Raw genomic sequence first — 25,325 nt, forward strand, 5'->3', positions numbered from 1 at the left:
CTGCGCGCGCTCGCAGCGTAAAGCCACAATGACCGGGTTGGGCTCGAAGCAGCCGTTCGCTGCAATCGGTGTAAACGACTGCTCTGCGGACGAAGCGGACTTGTGCGCATGTCGCTATTGCTGACGCAGAAACTGCTCGCTGGCGCGGCATAGTTCTTGCTGTGAAGCAGCATGTGTCGTCAGAGCGGTCATTGATAACCAGTCTGCAGGGCGAAATTCACTCCACCATTTCGCCGCAGCCGGGGCGAATAAACGAGGAGCAGACTTTGCAGCCACTGCTCGTGCAGCAATTGTTCGCAAGCGCAGCAAGACTGTTGTGCTGATGAGGCGCGTTTCAATATTGCGGACCTTCATCATCAAAGGCGGTGTTTTCACGCTTTCACGATATGAAGCCATTGGGCGGCGTAACCGAGGAGTTCCGCAGAATTCTTGTCGCTGATCGACATCGGGTTGACTTCGGCCAGTGGTGGGGTGGTTGCACCATCTACAAGGAGAGCGGCACCGGCACTTGTCCCCGTGGAACCGAGTGATCGACGCACATCCGAACCCGTCACAATTCTAAGTATGTCAAGATAAGTTTGATTTCCCGCGAAAGGGCCTTCGACGATGATACTTCCTTCGTGCCCAATGCTGGACAGGCATTCAGCGGTCACAAGCGCCAGATAAAGTGCCACTGCCGCACCGCGCTTGCCAGTTCCAATTTCAGGCTCGGCGCCAATCCATCGAGCGTTTTGACCCTTGAAGGGCCCGGTTTCCGGCACAACGGCAGGCATCAGCATAATCTGGTTAGAAACGATATGTTCCAGATCCTGTGGAGTTGGGCTGGGGGAGTCTCCTCCGGTTGCAACATCATGCTCCCGTCCCCCCATGAAACGCGCTGAAGGCGCTGGACGTCCGAGGGCCGTCACATTGATCAGGGTGTCGAGATCTGGATCGAGCGTGGCATTTTTCCCGCCAATGGACATCGCTACCACCCAGGTTCCAGTCGACACAACGCTGTAAGGAGGCGTTTCAGCCAGGATATATGGCAGAAGCGACGCGTTGGAATCGTGGATGCCGCAATAGACCGGGGTTGCGGGCGGCAAGCCCGTTACATCGACAATATGCGGCAGGATTGGCCCGAGGAGATCGGAAGGCTTACGCACAGGGGCCATCTTTTCGGTGATACCGAGCGCCGCGACCAACGACGAGAATGCACCCTCGGCCGGGTTCCAAAGATCGGTGTGGCATCCAAGCGAGGTTGCATCTGTAGCCTTTACACCGGTCAGCCGAGCGCCCCAGAATTGCGGGTAGGTGACGATCTGGTGTGTCCGGTCCTTCAACTCCGGGTCCATTTGAAACTGCCAGTACAATTGCGCGCCAATGTTCAGACCGCCCGCCAGTTTAGGAGACCCGGTATCCGCAAAGGGCGGGCGAATGGCGTCGTAGTCGCCCGCCAGTTCATCCGGACCGGAAAACTCGTAATCCAGGATCGGAGCGGCCAAGTTTCCGTTGCTATCGAGAAGGGCAGCACAAGCGCCGTGGGTTGTAACGGAAATAGCGTCGATGCCATGCGCGGCGTGAAAGTCGCGCAGCCCCTCCAGCAGAAACGCCCAATGCCCCTCCACATCGAAATGCGGCCAGGGCGGGCCAGGCAGGACGGTATTGGGGCGTGTAATGACAGCGACTTCAGCCAGCGTTTCGCGGTCGACCAGCACAAGTTTTGCGTTGGTTTTGCCGATGTCTATAACCGCGACGTGGTCTGTCATGGCATATGGAAGACAGTTTCAAGCGGCGTGACGACCGGCTCGTTGTCTGGATGCGTCTCCATGATGTCCGCCATATGCGCCCACCACTTTTTCATCACGGGATCGCGCGGCAAATCGTCCATGGTGTGCCCGACCTTGCGCCACAGCACGCCGAAAAGGATGTTCGTGTCAGGGTCGAGATGGATCGAATAGTCGCTGACGCCCGCGTCCTTCAACAGGCCGTACAGTTCCGGCCATATCTCGTCGTGGCGCCTGATGTATTCCGCGCGACAGCCAGGATTAAGCTTCATCTTGAAGGCCAACTTCTCCATCACCGCGTCCGCCACATGGACCAGAGACGCGGCAGGGCGATGACGCCGATCAAGAGCGCCCCGATGACGATGGACATCACGATGCCCGGCACGTTCAAAAGTCCCAGCCCGAAGGTCACGAGACCCATCACGAAGGCCGCGATGACAACGCCGATGATGGTGCCTGAGCCACCGAGAATGCTGACGCCACCAAGAACCACCATCGTGACGATCTCCAGCTCCCATCCTGTGGCAATCGACGGACGCGTCGAGCCAAGCCGAGACGTCAGACAGATCGCGGCGACTCCCGACATCAGGCCAGTCAAAAGAAACAGGATGAACTTCACGCGCTGAACACGGATGCCCGAAAACATCGCACCGGTTGCATTGTTCCCAATTGCGTAGACCGCTCGACCGAAATTCGTCTTGTGTAAGAGGATCGCATAGATCAACGCTATGATCGCAAAGAGCACGAACTCGAATGAGATCACCCACCAGACATAGCCTTGGCCGAACCAGGAAAACTCAGCTGGATAACCTTTGTAGGCTTGGTCCCCAAGGACTATAAAGCTGATGCCGCGAAAGAGGCTCATGGTGCCGATGGTGACAACGATCGAAGGCAGGCCGAGGCGTGTCACAAGCACGCCGTTGAAGGCCCCGCAAATGAGGCCCACGCCAAGCCCGATCAGCACAAGCCCAGGCGTGCCAACCCCCAATTGAACGGCGGCCCCCATGGCGGTAGAGGCCAGCGCAATGATCGAGGCAACCGACAAGTCAATCTCGCCCGAGATAATCAAAAGGGCCATCGCAAAGGCGATCATCGCTTTTTCGGTGAAGTTGAAGGTGGCGTCGCTTAGGTTCCAGGCGTTGAGGAAATAGGGCGAGGTGAAACTGTTGGCGACAAAGATGCCGATAGCAACCAGTAAGAGTAGCGTCTCCCAGCTTTTCAACCTCTGTTCCAGCGGCGACTGTAGGCGGTCGGGAACGAAACGGTCGGTAGTACTCATGTCGTGTGCTCCGCGCGTTTAAGGATGATACGGCCCTTTTCGCGGTTGGCCTGGGCGTTTAAGGCCACGGCGATGATGATCGCGCCGCCCGAGATAGCGAGCTGCCAGAAGGGCGAGATGTCGACGACCGGCAGGGCGTTCTTGATGATGCCAAGGAACAGCGCGCCAAGCAGTGCACCCGCGACGGTGCCGATGCCACCCATGATCGAGACGCCACCAATCACGCAGGCCGCCACTACGTCAAGCTCAAAGCCTCCGGCGATATCAACGTAGGATACGGCGAACCGCGAAACCCACAGGTAACCCGTCAACCCGGCCAGAGCGCCCGAGATCGTGAAGGCCCAGAATTGGGTCTTGCCTACGTTGATCCCTGCATAGGTCGCCGCGTGCGGGTTGCCGCCCGCTGCATAAAATGCGCGACCCAGAGAGGTGCGAGTCATAACGATTGTGAAGGCAATGACGGCGACAATCGCGATCCAGCCCAAAACCGGCAGGCCAAGGATTTCCGTGCGCGGGAAAGCTTTGAATGCCGGGCTCATTTCGTGGCTGTTGACCCACTTTCCGTCCGAGATCACGAAGATTATGCCCCGGAAAATGGTCATGGTGCCTAGCGTCACGACGATGGGCGGGATGGCGAGCTTCCACACGAGAATACCGTTGAACATGCCCATCAGGGTGCCAAGTCCCACGGCGATCACAAGGATCACGACAATCGGCAAGCCGGGTGCGGCGACATTCACCATCGAGACGACCATGCCCGTCAGCGCCAGATTGGCGGCGACACTGAGGTCGATGCATTTGGTCAGGATGACGATCATCTGGCCGATGGCCAAGAGTATCAGCGGCGAAGTATCGTTGAATACGTTGGCAAGGTTGCCGGGTGCCACGAAGGCGGGGAAGCGGGACGAAATCAGCACCAACAAAAGGATGATCGCGCCGACAAGAAGGGCTTCACGTGATGTCAAAAGGCGTTTCAGCATGGGCGTTCCCTCAAATACCGGCGGCGTGGCGGACAAGCGTTTCGGGTTGCAGACCGCCATTTGCCAGCTCCGCGACCATCCGGCCTTCGCGCATGACGATGACGCGGTCGGACATGCCCAGAACCTCGGGGATTTCCGAGCTGACCATGATCACCGCCAAGCCCTGAGCTGCGAGTTCGGCCATGAATTCATGCACGGCGGCTTTTGATCCGATGTCGACGCCCTTCGTGGGTTCATCCAGGATGATGACCTTGGGCTGGGTCGCAAGCCACTTGGCGATCACGACCTTCTGTTGGTTACCGCCCGAAAGATTGCCCACATGGGTGTCCAGCGACGCCGCGCGCAGGTCCAGCCGTTCAGTGTATTCGCGAGCCAGCTTGAATTCCTCGGCCAGCTTCAGAAAGCCTTTGTTGGAGATGCGTCCCAGCGACGGGAGTGTGACATTCTGGAAGATGGGCAGATCAAGGATGGCGCCTTGCTTGCCGCGATCCTCGGGCACATAGACGATGCCGCTGTCGACTGCATCGGCGGGGGATTTAATCTGCACGCGATTTCCGTCGATCTCGACAGTTCCGGCCGAGGGGCGCGTGATCCCGAAGAGAGCCTGCATGAACTCTGACCGACCCGCGCCGACAAGGCCGTAGAAACCGAGAATTTCGCCCCTCCGCAGGGTGAAGTCGATGTCTTCGTACTCTGTCGGGTGGGAATATCCAGCAACCTTGAGGACGGAGTCACCCGGGTTGGACTCCCGCTCAGGAAAGATCTGACTGACATCCCGGCCCACCATCATCTTGACAAGTTCAGGTTCACTGACATCCGCGATGGCACCGTCTCCGATCAACTGGCCATCGCGAAAAACTGTGTAGTTGTCTGCAATTCGAAAAATCTCATCGAACTTGTGGCTGATGAAGAGGATCGCCTTGCCCTGGGCCTTCAGGGCCTCGACCAGCTCATATAGTTCTTCAATCTCTTTGTGTGAAAGGGCTGCGGTCGGCTCGTCCATGATGACCACGCGCGCATCGATAGACAGAGCTCGGGCGACTGCCACAAGGTGCTTGTTGGCGATGCCAAGGTCCTTGAGCTTGTGTTCGGGATCGATGTTCGCACCGATACCGCTCAGGATTTCGCGTGCCTTCTCGGCCATCTTTTTCCGGTCGATCAACCCGAAGGCCCCGCGCGGGGCGTGGCCCAGGAAGATGTTTTCGGCTACGGACAGTTCGTCAAACAGCACCGTTTCTTGGTGAATGGCCGTGACTCCATTGTCGGACGCGGCCTGCGGTACGGGAAAGGCGGTCGGCTTTCCGTCTACAAGGATCGAGCCGTCATCGGGCTGATAGATGCCGGTCAGAATTTTGACGACCGTGGACTTGCCCGCTCCGTTCTCTCCAACCAAGGCCGTGACTTTGCCGGAAACGAGGCGAAGCGAAACCTCTGAAAGAGCTTTGACGCCCGGAAAGGTCTTTGTGATCCCGTTCAGGGCCAGTACAGCGACTTCCTCGACCGTGTTGCCGGACGTCATCGCTATTTCGGCTTGTTTCAGCATCGAAGGCCTCGGCTATCGGGAATGAAAATGTCCTGCGCGGCAATTATGGCCGCGCAGGAAATGGTGTGCTTAGAAGATCGACTTGAACTGATCGATGTTCGAAGCGTCATAGATGAACGGGTCCGCCATTGCGGCGGAATTCGTCTCGTCCAACGTGATCGTACCAACGCGGCCAATCGAGATCTCGGCACCCGGTTCGGCAGTCGCGCTGCCCGAAGCCAAGGCGTGCGCAATCATCGTGGCCGAGTACCCCAGATCAATCGGGTTCCAGATCGCGAAGGACTTCGACGCGCCGTTCTCGATGGCACCGGCCATCTCCGACGGCAAACCAAGACCGGTCACGTTGACCTCACCCACTTTGCCAGCATCAACCACGGCCTGAGCCGCCGCAACGATGCCAACCGAGGTCGGCGCGATGATGGCATCCAAATCGGGATAGGATTGCATCAGGCCCGTGGCCTCACGATAGGATTTGTCGGCCAAGTCGTCGCCATAGACCGTCGCCACAACGTTGATGCCAGGATAGTTGCCCATCACGTTGTTCATTTCTTCGATCCAGACGTTCTGGTTGGTCGAGGTCGTGGTGGCTGAAAGAACGGCAACGTCACCGCCATCTGGCAGATGATCTGCGGCTAGTTTGATGATCATGTTACCGATCAGCGCGTTAGAAGACGGGTTCAAGTGCACCGCGCGGCCTTCTTCCGCCACGCCCGAGTCCCAGCTAATTACCGTGATGCCACGCTGCATCGCTTTCTTCAGCGTCGGCACCAGCGCGTCGGTATCGTTGGCCGACACGGCAATGGCATCCACGCCCTGCGCAATCAACGAATTGATCACCTCGATCTGGCCTTCGGCGGTGGTGTCAGTGGGGCCGGTGTAGATGATCTCGACACCACCCAGTTCTTTGGCGGCCTCTTCGGCGCCTTCTGCAGCGGCCTCAAAGAAACCGATGCCAAGGGCCTTCACGACAAGCGCGATGCGCATGTTGTCCTGTGCCATGGCGGTTGAGCCAAACAGGCTGGCAGCCAACGTGAGGCTCGTTGTGAGAGTGGTAAAAGTGCGACGTTTCATTGGAATCCTCCCTAAAGTACGTTCGCGGTAAAAGCCCCCCTACGAGGCCACGTTTCTCTGAGCGCCCCCGGATTGGGTAACGATCAGCGTCACTTCTGCGGCCTCCAGCATGGCGGCCGCTTTGTCAGAAATCTGGTCATCGGTGATGACAGTTGTGATCCGGTTCAAAGGGCAAAGAACAAGGCTTGAGCGATGCTCGAATTTCGAGCTATCGGCCAGAACGACAAGCTCGTCGGCCTGACCGATCAGTTTTTGTTCGGCCTGGATCAACAGCGGGTCTGCCTCCATCAAGCCTAGTGGCCCAAGCCCCTGGGCACCCATGAACATGCGCGTCGCACAGAAGTTGCGTGTGACGTCATTGTCGAAGGGCGAAAGGATGATGTTCTGTTCGCGGTAGATCGTGCCGCCCGAGAGCATAATCGTGTTCTTCGAATGCTTCAGCAGATGTTCGGCAATCGGGAACGAGTTGGTGAAGACCTGCATCCGCCGACTGGCCAATGGGTGAACCATTTGAAACGTCGTCGTGCCACCGTTGATAATGATCGCGTCACCATCCTCGCAAAGATCGACAGCCGCCGCCGCGATGGCCTGCTTTTCCGCGATCCTCATGGTTTCGTTGACGGAGAAGGGGCGCCCAGCCAGGCCCACGAACTGCGGCGGGCTCAATGCCTCGGCCCCGCCCCGCACGCGCCGCAACTGGCCTTCCTGGTCCAGCGTTGCGATGTCGCGACGGATGGTGGCTTCGGAGGCACCGGTGAGATTGCATAGTTCGACAACTGTTGCCACGGGACGTTCTTCGACCGCGGATAGGATAATCGTATGGCGTTCTTTTTCGTGCATTCCAGCCTCCCTTAGTGCCTTACGGTGTCGAGATTCGCATAATCTGTCAATCAAAAACAATCATTATCCGTCATTCTGCGGCGCAGCATGATCGAAAATGACCGAAATTGATTGACAAAATGGGCCACACGGCTCAACCTTACAGCAAGTCAGGATTATGGACGCATCGCGCCAACCGGGAGGAAACATGTTGAAATCATTGGAAAGCCAGCTTTTGGAAAGCCGTTGGAGTGATGCGGACGCAGAAGGGAAAAGCGAATCGGAGCTTCTGCTCTATCGCTCGAACACTCTTGGTTCCGACAAGCGGGTCACCAACTATGGCGGCGGAAATACGTCTGCCAAGGTGGTGGAGACCGACCCTCTCACCGGCGACGAGGTCGAGGTGCTGTGGGTCAAGGGCTCGGGCGGCGACATCGGATCTATGAAGATGGACGGGTTTGCGACGCTTTACATGGATAAGTTGCGTGCTCTGAAGCCGCTTTATCGTGGTGTTGAATTTGAAGACGAAATGGTCGGCTATCTGCCCCATTGCACCTTCAAACTGAACCCGCGCGCCGCTTCGATTGACACGCCTTTGCATGCCTATGTCCCTCGTAAGCACGTCGATCATGTCCACGCTGACGCCATCATCGCCATTGCCGCGTCGAAGAATTCGAAAGAACTGACTCAAGAGATTTTCGGAGACCGCATCGGCTGGCTGCCTTGGAAGAAGCCGGGCTACGAGTTGGGATTGTGGCTGGAAAAGTTCTGTCTTGAAAACCCGGATGCCGACGGCGTCGTGCTGGAAAGCCATGGGTTGTTCACCTGGGCCGACACGGCCAAGGACTGCTACGACCAGACGATTGATGTGATCAACGTCGCAACCAAATGGCTGGGCGAGCGCAGCAAGGATGTGGCACCCTTCGGTGGCGCGATCCATGACAGTCTGCCACCCAACGAACGGGCCGCCATTGCCGCGCGGCTGATGCCCGCGATCCGCGGCTTCGTGTCGGGTAATCAGCACATGGTTGGTCACTTTAACGACAGCGACGCAGTGCTGGAATTCGTCAATGCCAAGGACATGGAACCGCTGGCAGCCCTCGGCACATCCTGCCCAGACCATTTCTTGCGCACGAAAATCCGCCCGCTGGTTGTGCCCTTCGACCCCGAAGCGGGAAATATCGACGATGTTCTGCAAGGGATGCCGGCTCAGATCGAGGCCTACCGCAACGACTATGCCGCCTACTACGACCGCTGCAAACATGACGACAGCCCGGTGCTTCGCGACCCGAACGCGGTTGTCTATCTCGTGCCTGGCGTTGGCATGATCACCTTTGCCAAGGACAAGGCAACGGCCCGCATCTCAGGCGAATTCTACGTCAACGCGATCAACGTGATGCGCGGCGCTTCGGCAGTCAGTGAATATCATGGCCTGCCGGAACAGGAAGCCTTCGACATCGAATACTGGCTCCTTGAAGAAGCCAAGCTACAGCGCATGCCGAAACCCAAGTCGCTTGCCGGGCGGGTGGCCCTAGTCACCGGTGGCGCTGGCGGCATTGGTGCGGCGACTGCGGAACGGTATCTGCAAGAAGGTGCTTGCGTTGTCCTCGCAGACATCAACGAAGAGGGTTTGGCTTCAACTCAAAACAACCTCGCCAACCGGTACAGCAAAGATGTCGTCCACTGCGTCACCATGAACGTCACCAGCGAAGACGCCGTCGCGGCAGCCTTTGTCGAGGCATCGGTTGAATTTGGCGGGATCGATATTCTGGTCTCGAACGCCGGTATCGCTTCCTCTGCACCCATCGAAGAAACCTCCCTGGTTCTTTGGAACAAGAACATGGACATCCTGTCCACGGGCTATTTCCTGGTGAGCCGCGAAGCCTTCAAGATCATGCGGGTGCAGGATATGGGCGGCTCTGTGGTCTTCGTGGCCTCCAAGAACGGCCTCGCTGCGTCACCCAACGCTGCCGCCTATTGCACCGCCAAGGCCTCGGAAATTCACCTTGCCCGCTGCCTCGCTCTGGAAGGGGCGGAGGCCGGTATTCGCGTCAATGTCGTGAATCCGGACGCGGTGCTGCGCGGATCGAAAATCTGGGAAGGCGATTGGTTGGAGCAACGCGCAGACACCTATGGCACTGACAAGGATGGGCTGGAAGAGATGTATCGCCAGCGCTCCATGCTGAAGCGCTCGGTCCTGCCCGAAGACATCGCGGAGGCCTGCTATTTCTTCGCCGCCGACACCTCAGCCAAGTCCACGGGAAACATCATCAATGTGGACGCCGGCAACGTCCAGGCCTTCACGCGCTAGGAGGCGAAAATGAGCTACGAGACCGCACAAGCCGCCTTTGCCGATTGGGGCGTCGATACCGAAGCAGCACTGGAACGCCTGAAAACCATCCCGATCTCGATGCATTGCTGGCAAGGCGATGATGTGGTCGGGTTTGAACAGAAATCCGGCTCATCAGGAGGCGGCATTCAGGCAACCGGCAACCACCCGGGCCGCGCCCGCACGCCAGATGAACTGCGCTCCGATCTGGAGTTTGCCTATTCGATGATCCCTGGCAAACATCGTTTGAACCTCCATGCGATGTATCTGGACACGGATGAAACCCCCGACCGCGACGAGATCGAATTCAGACACTTCGCGCCGTGGGTCGATTGGGCCAAGGATCAGGGCATTGGGCTGGACTTTAACCCGACTTTCTTTGCCCATGCCAAGGCAGACGATAATCTGACACTCAGCCATCCGGACAAGGGTATTCGCGATTTCTGGATTGAGCATGGCCGCCGTTCGCGCGACATCGCCACACAAATGGGCGCAACTCTGAGCTCGCCTTGTGTGAACAACATTTGGGTGCCGGACGGTTACAAAGACATGCCGGTCGACCGCATGTCGGCCCGCGCTCGATTGGAAGCTTCGCTTGATGCCATGCTGGCACCGCATCAGGACAAAGCACAGATGCTGGATGCCGTCGAAAGCAAGCTTTTTGGGATCGGTGTCGAAGCCTGCACCGTGGGCAGCCACGAATTCTATATGGGCTATGCGATCCGCAATGGCACGCTTCTGTGCCTCGACATGGGGCATTTCCACCCGACCGAGAACATCGCCGACAAGCTGAGCGCGGTTGCCTTATCGCTGGACGAAATCCTCTTGCATGTTTCACGCCCCATGAGGTGGGACAGCGATCACGTTATCCTTCTGAATGACGATATCCTGCAAATGGCACAGGAACTGGTTAGTGCCGATCTGCTTGGCAGAACACACATCGGGTTGGACTTCTTTGACGCGACGATCAGTCGGACAGCAGCATGGGTCATTGGCACACGCAATATGCAAAAAGCTTTGCTTCGTGCTTTGTTGCTTCCATTGGAAGAATTGAAGACTGCCGAGAACGACCTCGACTTTTCGAAACGTTTTGCGGTCACCGAAGAGTACAAGGACATGCCGTTCGGCGAGATTTGGAATGAGTTCTCGGCTCGTGAGAATGTTCCAAACGGCCAGGCGTTGATCAAAGAACTCGACAGATACCAAACCAAAGTAGCACGCCGCGGTTGAGGTCCTTTGCAAGGATCACCGGCTCGATGTTACGGGACCTACCTGATCGAGAAGCATTTGGATTCGGAACGCAATGTGAAGCGACGCACGACGAACGGCTGGTTATCTTCCTGCGAAGCAGAAAAGCTTCCAAACATCTGTGGCAAAACTTTTGCTGCGTGCGCTCGCAATAAAAAATGTCAGAGTGCCTTACGTCAGTACCAGTGGGACTGTTGAGGCTGATTTGATAAGGGAGGGTTCTTGGCGCATCGTAACCGCCACGGAGTGGAGATGAGACATAAACCCGGAACCAAGCAAAGCCAGGGTGAGAAGTCTGTTAAGGACATCCGCCATGCGACGTTCGAATGGCCGGAATTCTCGCCGCCTCGCTGGGACAACGACGATGCGAGCGCGGCAGAATTTGCTCTGCGTGCGCGCGCAGCACAAATTTCCGATGACCGGTTTGGGCTCAGTTCGGACGTTCGCCCGAATGTCGCGAGCGACCGCAATGCGGGACAAAGCCGACTTCTGTAATACTTGGACTAATGACAGTTGTCGCGGGCCTTCGATTAAGGCACAAAGCTCAAATCGACATGAGCCATTTCCTGAAAATTCTCACCGTGACCCGCTCCTGATCGCCGGGGCGGCAGACGAAGTAGAGCCCACGTACCAATGGAACACGGCTTTCGTCGAGACGGATCAGCCGACCAAGCTCCAAGTCTCTTGCTGCCAAGAGATGTCTTGCCAACGCCACACCTTGCCCGTCAATCGCGGCCTCCAACAGAACAGCGCTGTCGACGTACTTGATGCTCTGAGAATTGATCCTATCAGCGTTCAGACCGACTTGAGCAGCCCAGTTTTCCCATCCGACGTTGAATGCATCGTGCAATAGTGGGAGATCAGCCACGTCCTCGGCGCGCATTGGTAGCCGTGTTTGCCCGACAAGGGACGGCGCGGCCACGACAATCAATTCCTCTAGCCTTATTTGCTCATGATACAGCCCGTCCCAACCAGGCTCCCCAAACCGCAGGGCGACATCAACCTCGGACGTATCGAAATCCACAAAGGCATCATTTGTGTCCAGCAATAATGCGATACCCGGATGTTCTTGCTGAAACGAGCTTAGTAACGGAACAAGCCATTTGAGCGCCAGCGATGTGGACAAGGACACTGTAATCGACTGGCGGTGATGTAATCGCTTCACCTCCGATACGCCCAGCTGCAATGCAGAAAATGCCCCACGTGTTGATTGATACAGACGTTCCCCGGCCTTGGTCAGTTCAACGCCATTGGGGCGGCGATGAAAGAGCGCTACGCCGAGATGCAGCTCCAGCACTTTGATTTGCCGACTGATCGCCCCGTGGGTGACATTCAGAACATCCGCTGCCTTGGTCAGGCTGGAATGGGTTGCGGTTTCGTCAAAAGCCTGAAGGGCACGAAGGTGTCTGAGGTTTTCTGTCATGTGAGAAAATCTAACAGCAATGTTCTTTAAACTCGATAGGTACGTCCAATTCTGGGGAGTTACACTGCCTTCAACTCAAAAAAAATCACACACTTTATGCCTAAAGAAAGGAAACACCATGCCCGAAGCCAAAGTCGCGCTAATGACTGGTACAGGACAAGGCATTGGCCGGGGCTGCGCCGTTGAAATGGCCAAGGCAGGCTACAAGGTCTCGCTGATGTCCCCATCCAATCGCTCGGTCGAACTGGCAGAGGAGCTTGGGGGCATTGGCCGCCGCGGTTCTGTTTTAGATGTCGATGATTTACAAGCGATGATCGACGACACCATGAGCAAGTATGGGCGGATTGACGCAATCGTCAGCAACATGGGTCACGGCGGAACGGTACCTGAGGCCATCAAGACAGTCGGCTTCGATCCTGACTTTGACGGGCCGCTTTTGGAACTCAGCGACGAATTGTGGCACGAAAGTCTGGACATGTATGTGCTGAACGTCGTCAAGATCGCCCGTATCGTCACACCAATCCTGATCGAACAAGGCGGGGGTGCTTTCGTAAATATCTCGTCCATGAACACAATCGAGCCACGTGCGTCCTATCCTATGAGTACGCTGCGCGGTGCCTTGCACAGTTTCTCAAAGCTTTACGGAGATCGTTATGCACGGCACAACATTCGCATGAACAATCTGCTCCCCGGTTTCTGCGAAAACGTCAACCTGTCGGAAGAGGCGCGTCGCTCCATCCCGGCGCAACGACCCGCGACATTTGAGGAAATTGGTCAGGCTTGCGTGTTTCTCGCCAGCGAGGGAGCTCGGTATATCAACGGCCAGAGTATACTGTCCGACGGCGGGATGAACCGCGCGGTCCGATAGCAAAGAGGTGGTGAAAGATGATTGTTACGGCACTCAAAGATATCCTTGATACAGATAGGGACATTTCTGGTCCGGGTTGGAACAGCAGAAGGTTATTGCTTGCCTCTGATGGAATGGGGTTTTCGCTCACTGATACAATCATCAAAAAGGGTGCAGTGCTTGAGCTTGAATACACCCATCATTTAGAGGCGTGTTATTGTATCGAGGGCAAGGGTCAGATCCGGACGTCTGACGATGAAACCTGGCATTTCCTTGAACCATTTACCCTCTATGCATTGGATAAACATGACCGGCACTTGGTGCGAGCCACAGGCGCCGACTTGAGGCTTGTCTGCGTATTCAATCCACCGCTCAGCGGGCGCGAAGTTCACCGCGAAGATGGAAGCTATGCACCAATTACATCTTTATGAGCGCGGCGATGTCTTTGCGCAAAGCGGCCATTCATGTCGTGTGCAGCATCGGGTAAAATGGGCTCTCTGCCGTCATCTGATTCTATTTATCGGGTGACGGGTCACACGAACTGAGCGGACATTGGTCGGTCGGTGCCATCGGCGACGCCATCATGATCGACAGCACCCATCTGAAAGCATACCGATCAGCGGCGAGCCTTTCAAAGGAGAGACACGGACACAGGCTATCGGGCCAACCAAAGGCGGCTTGAACAGCAAGTTGCACACGGTCAGCGACGGTCGCGGACGATCTCTCACTTTCTTCCTCTCGGGTTTGGATTATTATGTGTAACGCCGCCGTGTAACGCTTGGATAGGCAGTTTGTGCGGAATAGGTTGCAAACGGCCAAATCAGCCAGAAAAAACCCAATGAAAACAAGGGCTCAATAGGCCCCTGTCGGTCTTGAAAACCGTTGAACGTGAGAGCGTTCCCAGGGTTCGAATCCCTGTCTCCCCGCCACTCATACCCGTCTCACTTCAGTTGTATTTTCTGATCAGGAATTGTACCGCAATTCCCGCGAGTTGGCGCATGCGTTTTCAAGCAGAGACGGAGCAAACCGTACATTCAGAGTGGCATTGCCAGAGGAAATCGGCTTGAGGCGATCAAGGCGGTTCCATAGCTGCGTGGGATGGCAAATCCCAATCCATTTCGCTACTTCAAGACCAGCCCTGAGATCATCCGCCTGGCGGTGATGCTGTATGTCCGGTTCCCGCTATCGCTGCGGAACGTAGAAGATCTGCTGCACGAACGCGGGATCGACGTCAGCCACGAAACGGTTCGGTTCTGGTGGAACAGATTTGGTCCAATGTTCGCATCTGAGATCCGCAAAAACAGGGTGAGCCGGATGCGTTCTTACTCGAATTGGCAGTGGCACCTCGACGAGGTTTTCGTGAAGATCAATGGCGAGACACACTACCTTTGGCGGGCTGTGGACCACGAAGGCGAAGTACTGGAAAGCTACGTTACGAAGCGACGAGATCGCAAAGCTGCGCTGAAATTCCTCAGAAAATCAATGAAGAGGTATGGCCGGCCCGAAGTGATCGTGACGGACAAACTTCGGTCTTATGGCGCCGCTTTGAAAGTTATTGGCAACGCGCGAAGGCAGGAAACGGGACGCTGGGTGAACAACCGAGCGGAAAATTCACACCTGCCATTTCGACGAAGGGAACGAGCAATGCTCCGTTTCCGACAGATGCGATGTTTGCAAAAGTTCGCCGCTTTCCATTCTTCGGTCCATAACCACTTCAATCAGGAACGCCACCTTTACTAACGAGACAATTTTAAGCTTAACCGAAGCGCTGCCCTCGCCGAGTGGCGCCAGCTTTGTTCCGGGTAAGTTGACGCGTTTGGCGGCAAACTGAGACTGGTTCGAATTCGTCTGACACCACCCAAAAAAGCGGTCAAACCAAAGCCCGGCAACAGTGCGTCACCGCCAATCTAAGTTTACTCGGCTGGTGACCAATTTGGGCCGGGATCGTAGGTCGATATCTCAGCAGTTATTTCAAGCGTATCCGGGCCAAAGTCTGCCTCGAACACGGTGCCGTTTTCACCCACGAGAAAAGAATGGATACCCGTTACTCCGTAGTCCGCAGGCACCGCAAGCAAGGCGTGACCTGCGACGAACCGATCGCCGACAAAATAGGAATAGGCACCACCCGGAGCATTTGGCCCTTGCCCCTGCAAAATTGCAAAGTAGTAACCGAGGAAAGGTTCGGGTTCGAAATCAACCGCACCGTCGCTCCAGCCCGAGGCGGCGGCGCGGGCAAGGGCTGCGCCGACAAAACTGTCTTCTTCTGGCCAGAAGAGGCCGTTTCGTGCGCCGGGATCCGATATGATGGTTCGGGCAAATTCCATGACGCCATCGCCATTGTGATCCACAAGACGAAACGCCGCCTGAAGATCTACATAGGCCTCAAGCGTTTCGATTACTTCCAATTCATTCAGTCCGATTTCACGAGCCGAAAGCTCCTCTACCCCGGCTTCCAAATCAAACTTCCAACCATTTTCAGCTTGTAGAATTGGGATCGGAAAGGGCCAACTATCTTCGCCAAGCAGAAGAAAAACCCCATCATCCTCGGGCTGAAAGCGGTATCCTTCAGCATACATGCCAAGCACCTCCTGCCTTCTTTGCTGATCTTCCACCGGATCACCTGTTCCGATTAGATCTTCTGCCTCTGGTCCGAAAATCTCGAGCAGCTTGTTCTGATCATCGGCCGTTAACGCTTCTACAAAAGCGTCCAGTGCGGTTTGCGGAGTTTCGAACAGGGCACCGTCGGAAAACGCAGGTCCAGTAGTCACAGCTAGCACTAAAAAAGAATAAACCGATTTACGCATATTACCGCCTCCCCTTGCCTTTAGCAGCATGTCCCCGTTTGGACGCCTTGTGAGCTTTGCCGCCTGAAGATTTTTTCTTCATAGCCTTACCTTTGGACGCTGCTGGCTTGTGCTGAGCCGTGGCCTTTTTTACTTGAGGTTTCTTGGCTGTTTGCGGTTTCTTTTTGACAGACTTCTTCGCCGCATCCGGCCGTTTCGTCCGGTCGATGGCCTGCTGCTTGGCAGCAGCCTTGTCCAGATCAACGTTACCGCGATTCACCTGCGGCAAGGGCTTGCTCCCACTACCTCGATTGGCCAGAGCACCGCTCGCGATAGCCCCCGCCCCTGCACCGGCTGCAACTGCTGCCGCGCCTCCCCTGCTGATGTCGGCAGCACCGGACTCACGGCTCAGTTTTGCGCGGAGTTCGTCCGTGCGACCCTCGGGGCGGTTGACAGGCAGGTCGCCGCGACCACCTCCCGGCCTTTTGCGATCAGAGATCTTGTCCTGGGCTTCCTTTTTTCGGTCAGGATCGGGGTTCCATCCGATGTTTGTACGGTCGCCAAGATCGATGTCATTGCCAATTTTGACGTTGCCGTCGACGTCTATGTCGATATCTGGGTTTCTGTATATCGGGCCACCGCCCCATCCGCCGCAATTCCGGCACCCCCAGTAGCCATACCAGTCGTCGTCATCGTCGAAAATCTCGTCGATCAGCGCCACGGTGCCAAATGTCAGCAACGCCGCGCCCACTACGTCCCCGGTCGACGGGCCCGTATAGACAGTCTCGGGATTATACTGCGGGACGTACACTGTTTCGGTTTGTGTCGGAGTAATTACAACTGCGTCATCATCAGACACCTCGACAGTTTGCTCTGGCCCTGAAACAAGGGCTCCACTATCAATTGCCTGATCCCGCATTACCTGTACTGCATCCAGCATATCATCGGATTGGGCGAGCATGGCGGTGCCGACTGTCTCAGTCCAATCGATGTGGGTGGCCATTTGACCAACGACTGCTGGGAACGCCGTGGCTAATACACTTACAGATGGATCCCAGCCCATAGCTTCGATTTCCGGCTCGAGCTCTACGGGGTCGCGGTCGGCGTTATCTAACAAATACCGTTCTGCTTTAACAATCTGCAGTGGCTGAGTGGCCGCAACAAGTATCTGTATGAGTAGAGTGTCGGGGAAAAGAGCCACCGGGGCTACCAAAGTTTGCAATTCAGCATCAGATAGAAGGCCGGATGAAGTCTCAGACGTATCTTCCGTTGCAACAGTATCGGACGCCTCTTGTGCAAACAGGGCGTTAGATGCGCTTAAACTGAGAGCAAAAATTATATATCTAAACATATTGCGATCCTTCAATTTATCGAAGGATCGCCTAAGAGCGTGATTCTGGCAACTGGCATGCCAAATGCAGGATCATTTAGTAAAACACGGTCATTGGCCAATCTGGCTTGAGCCGTCAATTTGCCTACAAGCCAGCTTCTATGGCGCAGGGCGATTAACTCCCAACAATACTGATTTGCGCGGCAAGACTCAGGGATTAATGGGGGCGATAACATACAGAGCTTTTAGTGCTTCGCTCGGCTCCACCCCCGGCAAAGCGAGACGAAAAAACTCTTCCATTGTGCCCTGAGCATACATTTCTGACAGAACACTATCGACAAAGAGTCGAAAGTCATCGTCGCCCCTCGCAATGGCCAATCCTTGCTTTTCTATCGTCAATATTTCCTGGGATAGTTTGAATTTACCCTTCAGCCCCGCAGAAATATAGTTAACCAGCAAAATCGACTGATCTGCAAAATACGCGTCGATTTCGCCGTCTCGAAGAGCTTTGATACCGTCTGGATGTGAAGCGAAACGAACCATAGCTGCGTCGATACCAGCGGATTTAAATGAATTCTGAACAGATGCCTCTGTTGTCGTGTTGCTTCTCATGCCAATCTTCTTTCCCGCGAGGGCACCCATGGTGCCCGCGGCCTCGATTGGTAACAATACGGACGTGCCATCGACATAAATTGGTATTGAGAAATCTACAATTTCGCGTCGGGAAAGTGTTATCGTTGCTGCCCCGCAGAGCATATCCACCTCTCCTGAAGCAACTTTGTCGAAACGATCTTTCGCGTCGACTGGAATGAACTGAACATTTAGATCCTTCAATTCCAGTTTCTTCGCAATAGCCTTCGCTACTTGATCGCAAATCAGCGGTGAGAGGCCAAACGGGCGACCTTGGTTGTTAATGTAAGACAACGGAGCAGCATCCGTTCGAAAACCAAATCGGATTTCGTTGTTCTTTGTTATCCTGTCGATTGTCTGGGCAACCGCGCCGGTTGTGAATAATACCGTCACAATAAGTATAGAAAGCAAGCGCATGGTTTTTCCTTATTTGGTAGCGTAACACCCTTGTGGAGGTGAAAAACACCCTGTGTCGAGAGTAAAACACATTCTGTCGCTTAGGAGTTGGTTTGCTGGTAACAAGGGCTGGCCCGGCAACAGCAGGAAAGCAAATCCTCGCAGTCGCGACAGCTAACGGAATACAACGGCACCTACTTGGGGCTTGATGCGGGCGCGGGTTCTTGCGTACCGGGCACATGTGCGAAATCTTCAAAGATCCTGTTTCAACTACAGGTCGTTGCGACAACACAAAACCGCAACAGTTTCTTTTAGTGGTGTAAACTATTGACCATCGCCGTGACACAGTACGTTAGGGTTTGTATTCGACGGCTAAGTTAGGCGAAGTATAATGGGTACTGATCTACAATGGAGTTTGGCCGAATTTGGAACGCGCAATGCCGCGCCTTTTGCCTTTGTGTGCTTGTTTCTCTTCGCCTCCTGCGCAACCACAGACCCAGAACTATTGAAGTCCGAATTGAATGCTCGACCCACTGCACAGAGTGCGTCGCCAAACGACTACGCTGGCGAAGTTCAATTTAGCATCTCCGACAAGATCGCCACACGAGAAAAAAGCGTACCTTACACGCTTAACGCCGGCATCAGCAGCGTGACGTCGACGCGCCTGGGTTTCCGCGGTCTCCTGGATCTGCGAGAGTTCCAAGTCCAAGCGCCCGCGCTCCTGTCGGGCACCTTAGAACAAAGTTGCTCTCTGAATGTTGACGTTAAACTCGACGACACCAGCGCCAAAGGTGATCTCATCGAGCTCGTAGGCTCAGTGGACGTCGAGCTTTATCGTTGTCGGGACAAGGAATCCGAGGGTGGCAACGGGCGTGGAGCACGTCTTATCTCGACGACTATCGGAGTCGCCGCAGCGGCACGCGCCAATGTTCGAGGGCAATGCGTCCACTTTGATCTTGCTGATGTCGTGCTTCAACCCACGGGGTTTGTCGGAGGGTTGTTTAATCTCATTGGCCTCACAGAACGCGTCGAAGAGGTCGTTCTCACCAAGGGAAAGGAGTTCACCGAAGAGAATGAGATTTGTCCGAAATTGCCCTCGGAGCTTTCTTCTCTGAAACCGGTTTTCGAGTCTGGCGGTACCCGTGAGATTGGTGACGGTGGTATCGGTTTTGCGTTGAGCGGCTCAATCGACACCAGTGCGGTGACGATGATGGAGCTCCTGGCGGTTATGCAATCTCGCGGTATTGTTGGGGGGGAAGGATGATGCAGCGGATCTTTCTTCTGATACTTATTACTGCCGGGTTTCTCGGAACTGCGCTGCTGGCTGAAGAGGTTAGCTTCATAGCAACCGGGGACGTCAATCTAGGAGATCGTGAGTTCCCGGCGGATTTGGCGTTGCGACTAAAAGATGTGAACGCGACAAGGATCTCGATCGAAAGTGTCGTCGACCTACGCCGGGCACAAGAAATACTTGTGGAGGAACTCAAAGGAGCCCCGATTGTAGACGTCTGCAACGCACTGATCGGTGTGACCGAAGCAACAGTTCGTACCGACGATACAGTGCTTTCGCTAAGCGGGAGGATCGAAGCAAAGCTCTTCCGATGCGAAAGCCGTAACGGCGGAAAATCTATACGCGGTAAGAAACTCTTCGCTGGTGGTTTAACGATGGGTGCTTCCGCTTCGGCAGAATTCAGAGATGACTGCCTTTATTTCCGCCTGAGTGACCTGAGACTTGCTCCAGATCAACTCACCGATACGTCCGATGCAAAGGGCAATGTCGAAAAGGTTCGGCAGGTATTCTTCGAGACCGCGAACGCAATACTAAGAAGAAACCCGGTATGCCCAGAACTTCCTCCCGAACTTGTCTCTCTCTCGCCAGCTTACGACGCCGGTGGCACACTGGAGTTAGGGGAAGGTGGTGTAGGACTGTTCTTCCGAGGTTCAATCGAAACGAGTACTGAGGCGATTATTGACATCCTTCAGGTGCTCCAGTCGAAGAAAGTGCTTCCACCTCCGCCCCGCTGAACCTAGCCAACGGCTTAGTGCGGCAGATAGAACTAAAACATTTCGAAGAAAAAGAGCGAGTCGTAGAAATATGCATGTAACGTAGTATCCAGCGTGCAATAGATGAGGTTGAAAATGTTCCGTTTTGCATCTGTTCTCACCATTTTGCTTGCTTTTTGCGCGCATGCCGAGGACATACCGAGCACTCAACCCGGCGACAGGCAGTATTCACCTTATCCACGGCAGAGCTTCCCCAATCAGGTCTTTTTTGGCGACACTCATTTGCATACGTCCTACTCTGCAGATGCCGGTATGATCGGCAATGTGCTAGGCCCTGATGAAGCGTACCGCTTTGCCAAGGGCGAGGTGGTGATATCCAGCACCGGTGTCGAAGCTAGGCTGCGCAGACCATTGGACTTTTTGGTGGTTGCCGATCATGCTGAGAACTTGGGTCTCGCGCCGCTGTTGGCAGCGAAAGACGCCACGCTTCTCACGACTGAATTTGGGCAACAACTTAATGCTGCCGTTGAGGCTGGTGATCCCGCTGGTGCATGGTCGATTTGGAGTGCCGCCAAATCGTCTGGTACAGACCCTTTGGCGGACTATCAGGAAATTTATGAGACCGCCTGGAGCAGTGTCACAGCTGCGGCTGAAACACACAATCAACCGGGGTTGTTTTCCGCGTTAATCGGGTTTGAATGGACGTCAAATCCACAGAGAAACAATCTGCATCGGAACGTAATATTCAATGGCGGGAAAGAGGGCGCCGACAAAATCATCCCGTTCTCAAATTTTGATAGCTTTAATCCCGAAGACCTTTGGGTGTGGATGGAACAAGCCGAAAAGACAACCGGCCAAAAGCTACTAGCCATCCCGCACAATGGTAACTTGTCGAACGGATTGATGTTCGATGAAGCCCGTTTGTCGGGGGAACCGTTCGATGTTGAGTACTTTGATCAGCGTGCCAAGTGGGAGCCTATCTATGAGATCACGCAAATGAAAGGTGACGGCGAAACACACCCGATGCTATCGCCAGATGACGAATTTGCTGACTTCGAGACATGGGACAAAGGGCAGCTTGGGCCTGAGCCCAAGACACCTGAAATGCTCCCACGAGAATATGCGCGCGCCGCCTTGCGCAGAGGACTGGGATACGAGGCGGAAACGGGAACAAACCCATTTAAGTTCGGCGTAATCGGCTCGACAGATGCGCACACGTCGCTTTCTACTGTTGGCGAGGACAATTTCTTCGGAAAAGTGGCTGCCGTTGAACCCACTGCGGACCCGATCCGATTCGAAGAAGTCGTGGGCGGCATCGGTGGGGACGAGAAGGTTGCCCAATATGCATGGCAAACTTCGGCGTCGGGAATGGCGGCAGTTTGGGCAAGAGAAAACACACGCGAGGCCATTTGGGACGCTCTTGCTCGGAAAGAAGTCTACGCAACCACAGGTCCGCGCATGCGCGTTCGCGTTTTTGCCGGATACGATTTTGAAGAAACGGACCTGCCACGTGCAGATTTTGCCGCGTATGGATATGAAAGAGGCGTTCCGATGGGGGCAGATTTGCAAGCAGACAATGACGGCCGTTCTCCACGGTTCCTCGTCCGTGCGCTGCGTGACCCCGATGGAGCCAACCTAGACCGCATTCAAATCGTCAAAGGGTGGTTAAATAGTGACGGGACAACTTCGGAACGTGTTTACGATATATCTTGCGGCGAGCGAGAACTAGTGAACGCGAAGTGTGGCGGGCCGGTTGGCGATACGGTTGACGTTGAGAGTGCTACTTGGACAAACGATATTGGTCAGGCAATTCTAGCAGGGTATTGGGAAGACCCGGATTACGATCCGGAACAAAGCTCTTTCTACTATGCCAGAGTGTTGGCAATACCAACGCCACGTTGGACAACATACGATGCAATTGTGTTCGGATCGGAGATCCCTGACGAAGCCCCGCGGTCGATACAAGAAAGGGCATACACATCGCCAATCTGGCACACACCTTAGGGACGATTGTAATAAGGCTGAAACCAGATTTTACTTGGTCGGCTTTGGGCTCGAACCAGACCTTCGATGCGGCTGATGCAAATGGCCGCTTTGGGCCGTCCTCATCGAGGCGGTCCGGGCCTAGTTGCAAGATGCTGCGGATGCTCCGATGGCGGCTGCGAGCCTAAAGGGTCATGGGCAACGCCACAAAAGTCCGCGGAAATGTGCATTTTTACGGCATTCCCAGAAATGTGTTGTGATGATCTTTCCCAAAGTTGAATATGACCTCCTATTCAGAGGTGTCATACTTGGAACGCAAACTCGCCGCCATACTCGCCGCTGACGTTGTTTCATACTCTTCGATGATGGATGAAGACGAAGACGCAACATTGATGCAGCTCAAAATCCACCGCGAATGTACTTTTGATCCGAAAGTCAAGCAACACAATGGACGAGTAATCAAACTAATTGGGGATGGTACACTCGTTGAGTTTCCCTCCGTTGTGGATGCAGTTCGGTGTGCCATTGACATTCAGAAGGAACTGGCGGTCCAGAACTCGACGATAAAACTGCGCATCGGAGTACATCTGGGCGACGTCATTGTCGATAACGGTGATGTCTATGGGCACGGCGTCAATTTGGCTTCGCGCCTTGAGGCCGCAGCAAAAGTGGGCGGCGTTTGCATTTCGTCTATTGTTTATGAAAGCTTGGGAAACCTGATTGAAGAAATCTTTGAAGATGGCGGTGAGCAGCACCTCAAAAACATAACAAAACCTGTCAAAACATACCACTTGGCTCAGGAAGCTTTTGTAAAATCCGAGCCCAAACTACCCGGGCGGGATAAGCCTTCTGTCGCGGTATTGCCATTTACAAACGTGAGCGGCAATGCCGAGCAACAGTTTTTCAGCGATGGGATTTCTGAAGACATCATTACTGGATTGTCCCGCTTTCGGACCTTGTTCGTCGTCGCGCGCAATTCATCCTTTCAGTTCCGGGATCCAGACCTGGCGATAGGTGAAATCGCGGCAAAACTTGGTGTGCAATACCTCGTCGAAGGTAGTGTTCGGAAAGTCGGGAACAGAGTTCGAATTTCTGCTCAACTCATCGCTGCGGCAACCGGAAAACATATCTGGGCGGAACGCTATGACCGCGAGCTTGAAGACATCTTTGCCGTTCAGGATGAAGTGACGCAGAGCATTGTCGCGGTTCTTCCCGGACGCGTTCAAAGCGACGTGGCCGAAAATGTTGTTAACAAGCCAACAGAGAAGATGAAGGCGTACGAACTTTTGTTGCGAGGAAAAGCACTTAGAGACGGGCTGAATGCTGCTGACAATGCCACGGCCAAGGGCTATTTTGAAAAAGCCTTGGCCATCGACCCCAACTACGCTCGGATCTATATGTACTTGGCCGATACATATGTCGTCGATCTATGGCTCGGACTTGCGGATGCCGATGCGCCGTCTCAAGCATTGGAGATCGCACGCAAAGGCGCCGCTTTGGACAACAAGGACGTCTACATTCAGGACCAACTTGGGTATGCGTATTTATGCGCTGGCCTGTGGGATCAGGCCGATACGCAATTCCAAAAAACGTTGTCGTTAATTGAAAATGAAGCTGAATCGATGGCGTGGTGCGGATATGGGTTTCTGCTACTGGGGCAACATGAAATGGCCCGTGACATTGTTGTTGAAGCAATGCGACTTGACCCTCTTCACCCGCCGTCCCTCGATTGGATTATTGGGCAGGTCTATTTCTTTTTGGGCCGGTACAATGACGCCGTCGGCAAGCTGATTGGTGAGGCGCGTCTGAACTCTTTGGCTTCCGCGTTCCTAGCTGCCGCATATGCTCATTCAGGTCGACAAAAAGAAGCAGAGTCCTCTTTGCAATCATTTTTTCGTCACCGTCACCAAGAACTCACTAGTCGCGGATTGGCTGCACCCAATAACACGCTAATGGCTTTGGCGGGCGGTTTTCAGCCTATGTGGCGCAATCCGTCAGATTGGGAACACCTCGCTTCTGGTCTTCGCCAGGCTGGTTTACCGGATTGAGCAACTCCCAGTTCGCTATGTCTTGTTTTCTTTACCATTGCCGATGGCGGCTTTGTCCGCGTGTGGGTCTTGTCAGAAGAACTTTGCTTGAGCGGGGTAGGGGTGTTGCGTAGCTTTTGCCCATGACCAGACCCGCCTCTTTCAAATACTTCAAAACCAATCCCGAGGTCATCCGCCTTGCGGTGATGCTGTACATCCGTTTCCCGCTCTCGCTTCGAAATGTCGAAGATCTGTTGCACGAGCGAGGCATCGACGTGAGCCACGAAACTGTCCGATATTGGTGGAACAGGTTTGGCCCGATGTTTCTGCTGAGATAAGGCGGAAGCGTGTTCAGCAGCTGCGCTCGTTCTCCAAATGGCAGTGGCACGTTGACGAGGTTTTCGTGAAGGTAAATGGTAAGCGGCATTATCTTTGGCGGGCTGTTGATCACGAAGGTGAGGTGCTGGAAGCCGTAGTCACCAAACGACGAAACAAAGCTGCAGCGCTGAAATTCCTCAAGAAATTGTTGAAGCGGCACTGTAATGCGGAAAACGTCGTCACGGATCGCTTCGCCTCATACGGAGCCGCGCTAAGAGAGCTGGGCGCGCTCGAAACACAACAGACGGGCAGGTGGTTCAACAACCGCGTTGAGAATTCCCACCTTCCTTTCCGACGACGCGAACGCGCTATGCAACGGTTCAGACGCATGCGAAGTTTACAGAAATTCGCTTCCGTCCACTCCTCCGTCAACAACCACTTCAACCAGGAAAGATCGCTCGCAACCAGAGATACCTTCAAGCTGACCCGCGCCGCGCTCTTAGCGAGTGGCGTCAACTTTGTTCCGGATAGGTTCGCGGTTTCCGAGGC

20 protein-coding genes and 3 pseudogenes are annotated in these 25,325 nt (G+C 54.8%); 12 read left to right on the forward strand and 11 right to left on the reverse strand.

The window, feature by feature from the left end:
• Positions 1 to 371 precede the first annotated feature (371 nt).
• The 7 genes from AC2FFA_RS03345 to AC2FFA_RS03375 form a co-directional block, all read right to left on the reverse strand.
• Positions 372 to 1,748, reverse strand: a complete 1,377-nt coding sequence (locus AC2FFA_RS03345; protein WP_496849952.1) for an FGGY-family carbohydrate kinase — start codon at positions 1,746 to 1,748, stop codon at positions 372 to 374.
• Positions 1,745 to 2,059, reverse strand: coding sequence for an L-rhamnose mutarotase (gene rhaM / locus AC2FFA_RS03350; RefSeq protein ID WP_496849954.1), 315 nt, complete (start codon positions 2,057 to 2,059; stop codon positions 1,745 to 1,747). The genes AC2FFA_RS03345 and rhaM overlap by 4 nt, the downstream gene beginning before the upstream one ends.
• Positions 2,059 to 3,045, reverse strand: a complete 987-nt coding sequence (locus AC2FFA_RS03355; RefSeq protein ID WP_496849956.1) for an ABC transporter permease — start codon at positions 3,043 to 3,045, stop codon at positions 2,059 to 2,061. The genes rhaM and AC2FFA_RS03355 overlap by 1 nt, the downstream gene beginning before the upstream one ends.
• A complete protein-coding gene (locus tag AC2FFA_RS03360; protein WP_299895650.1) occupies positions 3,042 to 4,025 on the reverse strand; it encodes an ABC transporter permease in 984 nt (327 codons plus the stop codon). Before AC2FFA_RS03360 ends, AC2FFA_RS03355 begins: the two co-directional genes overlap by 4 nt.
• Positions 4,026 to 4,035: 10 nt before the next feature.
• Positions 4,036 to 5,568 (reverse strand): sugar ABC transporter ATP-binding protein, encoded by a 1,533-nt coding sequence (locus tag AC2FFA_RS03365; RefSeq protein WP_496849957.1) that lies wholly within the window; start codon positions 5,566 to 5,568, stop codon positions 4,036 to 4,038.
• A 69-nt stretch (positions 5,569 to 5,637) separates the two neighbouring features.
• Positions 5,638 to 6,639, reverse strand: coding sequence for a rhamnose ABC transporter substrate-binding protein (gene rhaS / locus AC2FFA_RS03370; RefSeq protein WP_496717847.1), 1,002 nt, complete (start codon positions 6,637 to 6,639; stop codon positions 5,638 to 5,640).
• A gap of 39 nt (positions 6,640 to 6,678) precedes the next feature.
• Positions 6,679 to 7,479, reverse strand: coding sequence for a DeoR/GlpR family DNA-binding transcription regulator (locus AC2FFA_RS03375; protein ID WP_496849958.1), 801 nt, complete (start codon positions 7,477 to 7,479; stop codon positions 6,679 to 6,681).
• A gap of 187 nt (positions 7,480 to 7,666) precedes the next feature.
• Between AC2FFA_RS03375 and AC2FFA_RS03380 the strand changes: the two genes are divergently transcribed.
• The 3 genes from AC2FFA_RS03380 to AC2FFA_RS03390 all read left to right on the forward strand — a co-directional run bounded on the left by AC2FFA_RS03380 (position 7,667) and on the right by AC2FFA_RS03390 (position 11,530).
• On the forward strand, positions 7,667 to 9,769 hold the full coding sequence (locus tag AC2FFA_RS03380) for a bifunctional rhamnulose-1-phosphate aldolase/short-chain dehydrogenase (RefSeq protein ID WP_496849960.1): 2,103 nt from the start codon (positions 7,667 to 7,669) through the stop codon (positions 9,767 to 9,769).
• A 9-nt stretch (positions 9,770 to 9,778) separates the two neighbouring features.
• Entirely contained in the window at positions 9,779 to 11,017 is a 1,239-nt protein-coding gene (locus AC2FFA_RS03385; protein WP_496849962.1) for an L-rhamnose isomerase, read from the forward strand.
• Positions 11,018 to 11,287: 270 nt separating this feature from the next.
• A complete protein-coding gene (locus AC2FFA_RS03390; protein ID WP_496849964.1) occupies positions 11,288 to 11,530 on the forward strand; it encodes a hypothetical protein in 243 nt (80 codons plus the stop codon).
• Between the two features lie 49 nt (positions 11,531 to 11,579).
• On the opposite strand, the gene AC2FFA_RS03395 is transcribed toward AC2FFA_RS03390, so the two are convergent.
• Positions 11,580 to 12,458 carry a LysR substrate-binding domain-containing protein gene (locus AC2FFA_RS03395; protein ID WP_496849966.1) on the reverse strand — a complete coding sequence of 293 codons (879 nt, stop codon included), beginning with the start codon at positions 12,456 to 12,458 and terminating at the stop codon, positions 11,580 to 11,582.
• 118 nt (positions 12,459 to 12,576) lie between these two features.
• Between AC2FFA_RS03395 and AC2FFA_RS03400 the strand changes: the two genes are divergently transcribed.
• From AC2FFA_RS03400 to AC2FFA_RS03415, 4 genes and pseudogenes are all read left to right on the forward strand, one after another.
• Positions 12,577 to 13,326, forward strand: a complete 750-nt coding sequence (locus AC2FFA_RS03400; protein ID WP_496849968.1) for an SDR family oxidoreductase — start codon at positions 12,577 to 12,579, stop codon at positions 13,324 to 13,326.
• 17 nt (positions 13,327 to 13,343) lie between these two features.
• On the forward strand, positions 13,344 to 13,736 hold the full coding sequence (locus AC2FFA_RS03405; RefSeq protein ID WP_496849969.1) for an ectoine synthase: 393 nt from the start codon (positions 13,344 to 13,346) through the stop codon (positions 13,734 to 13,736).
• A gap of 131 nt (positions 13,737 to 13,867) precedes the next feature.
• Positions 13,868 to 14,046, forward strand: a pseudogene (locus AC2FFA_RS03410) (IS5/IS1182 family transposase); the annotation flags it as partial.
• A 357-nt stretch (positions 14,047 to 14,403) separates the two neighbouring features.
• A pseudogene (locus tag AC2FFA_RS03415) lies at positions 14,404 to 15,042 on the forward strand (IS6 family transposase); the annotation flags it as partial.
• Positions 15,043 to 15,218: 176 nt separating this feature from the next.
• On the opposite strand, the gene AC2FFA_RS03420 reads toward AC2FFA_RS03415, so the two are convergent.
• The 3 genes from AC2FFA_RS03420 to AC2FFA_RS03430 form a co-directional block, all read right to left on the reverse strand.
• Complete coding sequence (locus tag AC2FFA_RS03420) at positions 15,219 to 16,073, reverse strand: DUF2950 family protein (RefSeq protein ID WP_496673402.1); 855 nt, start codon at positions 16,071 to 16,073, stop codon at positions 15,219 to 15,221.
• 37 nt (positions 16,074 to 16,110) lie between these two features.
• The gene (locus AC2FFA_RS03425; RefSeq protein ID WP_496849971.1) at positions 16,111 to 17,439 is read right to left on the reverse strand and encodes a DUF3300 domain-containing protein; all 1,329 of its coding nucleotides are present in this window, start codon (positions 17,437 to 17,439) and stop codon (positions 16,111 to 16,113) included.
• A 189-nt stretch (positions 17,440 to 17,628) separates the two neighbouring features.
• Complete coding sequence (locus AC2FFA_RS03430; protein WP_496849973.1) at positions 17,629 to 18,465, reverse strand: amino acid ABC transporter substrate-binding protein; 837 nt, start codon at positions 18,463 to 18,465, stop codon at positions 17,629 to 17,631.
• 370 nt (positions 18,466 to 18,835) lie between these two features.
• Here AC2FFA_RS03430 and AC2FFA_RS03435 point away from each other — a divergent pair, with 370 nt between their 5' ends.
• The 5 genes and pseudogenes from AC2FFA_RS03435 to AC2FFA_RS03455 all read left to right on the forward strand — a co-directional run bounded on the left by AC2FFA_RS03435 (position 18,836) and on the right by AC2FFA_RS03455 (position 25,307).
• Positions 18,836 to 19,708, forward strand: coding sequence for a hypothetical protein (locus AC2FFA_RS03435; protein ID WP_496849975.1), 873 nt, complete (start codon positions 18,836 to 18,838; stop codon positions 19,706 to 19,708).
• On the forward strand, positions 19,705 to 20,469 hold the full coding sequence (locus AC2FFA_RS03440; protein ID WP_496849977.1) for a hypothetical protein: 765 nt from the start codon (positions 19,705 to 19,707) through the stop codon (positions 20,467 to 20,469). The genes AC2FFA_RS03435 and AC2FFA_RS03440 overlap by 4 nt, the downstream gene beginning before the upstream one ends.
• 114 nt (positions 20,470 to 20,583) lie before the next feature.
• On the forward strand, positions 20,584 to 22,452 hold the full coding sequence (locus AC2FFA_RS03445; protein WP_496849979.1) for a DUF3604 domain-containing protein: 1,869 nt from the start codon (positions 20,584 to 20,586) through the stop codon (positions 22,450 to 22,452).
• A gap of 287 nt (positions 22,453 to 22,739) precedes the next feature.
• Complete coding sequence (locus AC2FFA_RS03450) at positions 22,740 to 24,479, forward strand: adenylate/guanylate cyclase domain-containing protein (protein WP_496849981.1); 1,740 nt, start codon at positions 22,740 to 22,742, stop codon at positions 24,477 to 24,479.
• A 122-nt stretch (positions 24,480 to 24,601) separates the two neighbouring features.
• Positions 24,602 to 25,307: pseudogene (locus AC2FFA_RS03455) on the forward strand (IS6 family transposase).
• Positions 25,308 to 25,325 lie beyond the last annotated feature (18 nt).

Source organism: Ruegeria sp. YTSB088 (assembly GCF_059609825.1).

What these genes read in the sequence shown, in the direction of transcription:
- AC2FFA_RS03365 (WP_496849957.1), bottom strand. Translation starts at nt 5,568, where the DNA reads ATGCTGAAACAAGCCGAAATAGCGATGACGTCCGGCAACACGGTCGAG.
- AC2FFA_RS03385 (WP_496849962.1), top strand. Translation starts at nt 9,779, where the DNA reads ATGAGCTACGAGACCGCACAAGCCGCCTTTGCCGATTGGGGCGTCGAT.
- AC2FFA_RS03440 (WP_496849977.1), top strand. Translation starts at nt 19,705, where the DNA reads ATGATGCAGCGGATCTTTCTTCTGATACTTATTACTGCCGGGTTTCTC.
- AC2FFA_RS03355 (WP_496849956.1), bottom strand. Translation starts at nt 3,045, where the DNA reads ATGAGTACTACCGACCGTTTCGTTCCCGACCGCCTACAGTCGCCGCTG.
- rhaM (WP_496849954.1), bottom strand. Translation starts at nt 2,059, where the DNA reads ATGGAGAAGTTGGCCTTCAAGATGAAGCTTAATCCTGGCTGTCGCGCG.
- AC2FFA_RS03430 (WP_496849973.1), bottom strand. Translation starts at nt 18,465, where the DNA reads ATGCGCTTGCTTTCTATACTTATTGTGACGGTATTATTCACAACCGGC.
- AC2FFA_RS03380 (WP_496849960.1), top strand. Translation starts at nt 7,667, where the DNA reads ATGTTGAAATCATTGGAAAGCCAGCTTTTGGAAAGCCGTTGGAGTGAT.
- AC2FFA_RS03400 (WP_496849968.1), top strand. Translation starts at nt 12,577, where the DNA reads ATGCCCGAAGCCAAAGTCGCGCTAATGACTGGTACAGGACAAGGCATT.
- rhaS (WP_496717847.1), bottom strand. Translation starts at nt 6,639, where the DNA reads ATGAAACGTCGCACTTTTACCACTCTCACAACGAGCCTCACGTTGGCT.
- AC2FFA_RS03375 (WP_496849958.1), bottom strand. Translation starts at nt 7,479, where the DNA reads ATGCACGAAAAAGAACGCCATACGATTATCCTATCCGCGGTCGAAGAA.
- AC2FFA_RS03425 (WP_496849971.1), bottom strand. Translation starts at nt 17,439, where the DNA reads ATGTTTAGATATATAATTTTTGCTCTCAGTTTAAGCGCATCTAACGCC.
- AC2FFA_RS03360 (WP_299895650.1), bottom strand. Translation starts at nt 4,025, where the DNA reads ATGCTGAAACGCCTTTTGACATCACGTGAAGCCCTTCTTGTCGGCGCG.
- AC2FFA_RS03390 (WP_496849964.1), top strand. Translation starts at nt 11,288, where the DNA reads ATGAGACATAAACCCGGAACCAAGCAAAGCCAGGGTGAGAAGTCTGTT.
- AC2FFA_RS03445 (WP_496849979.1), top strand. Translation starts at nt 20,584, where the DNA reads ATGTTCCGTTTTGCATCTGTTCTCACCATTTTGCTTGCTTTTTGCGCG.
- AC2FFA_RS03435 (WP_496849975.1), top strand. Translation starts at nt 18,836, where the DNA reads ATGGGTACTGATCTACAATGGAGTTTGGCCGAATTTGGAACGCGCAAT.
- AC2FFA_RS03395 (WP_496849966.1), bottom strand. Translation starts at nt 12,458, where the DNA reads ATGACAGAAAACCTCAGACACCTTCGTGCCCTTCAGGCTTTTGACGAA.
- AC2FFA_RS03345 (WP_496849952.1), bottom strand. Translation starts at nt 1,748, where the DNA reads ATGACAGACCACGTCGCGGTTATAGACATCGGCAAAACCAACGCAAAA.
- AC2FFA_RS03405 (WP_496849969.1), top strand. Translation starts at nt 13,344, where the DNA reads ATGATTGTTACGGCACTCAAAGATATCCTTGATACAGATAGGGACATT.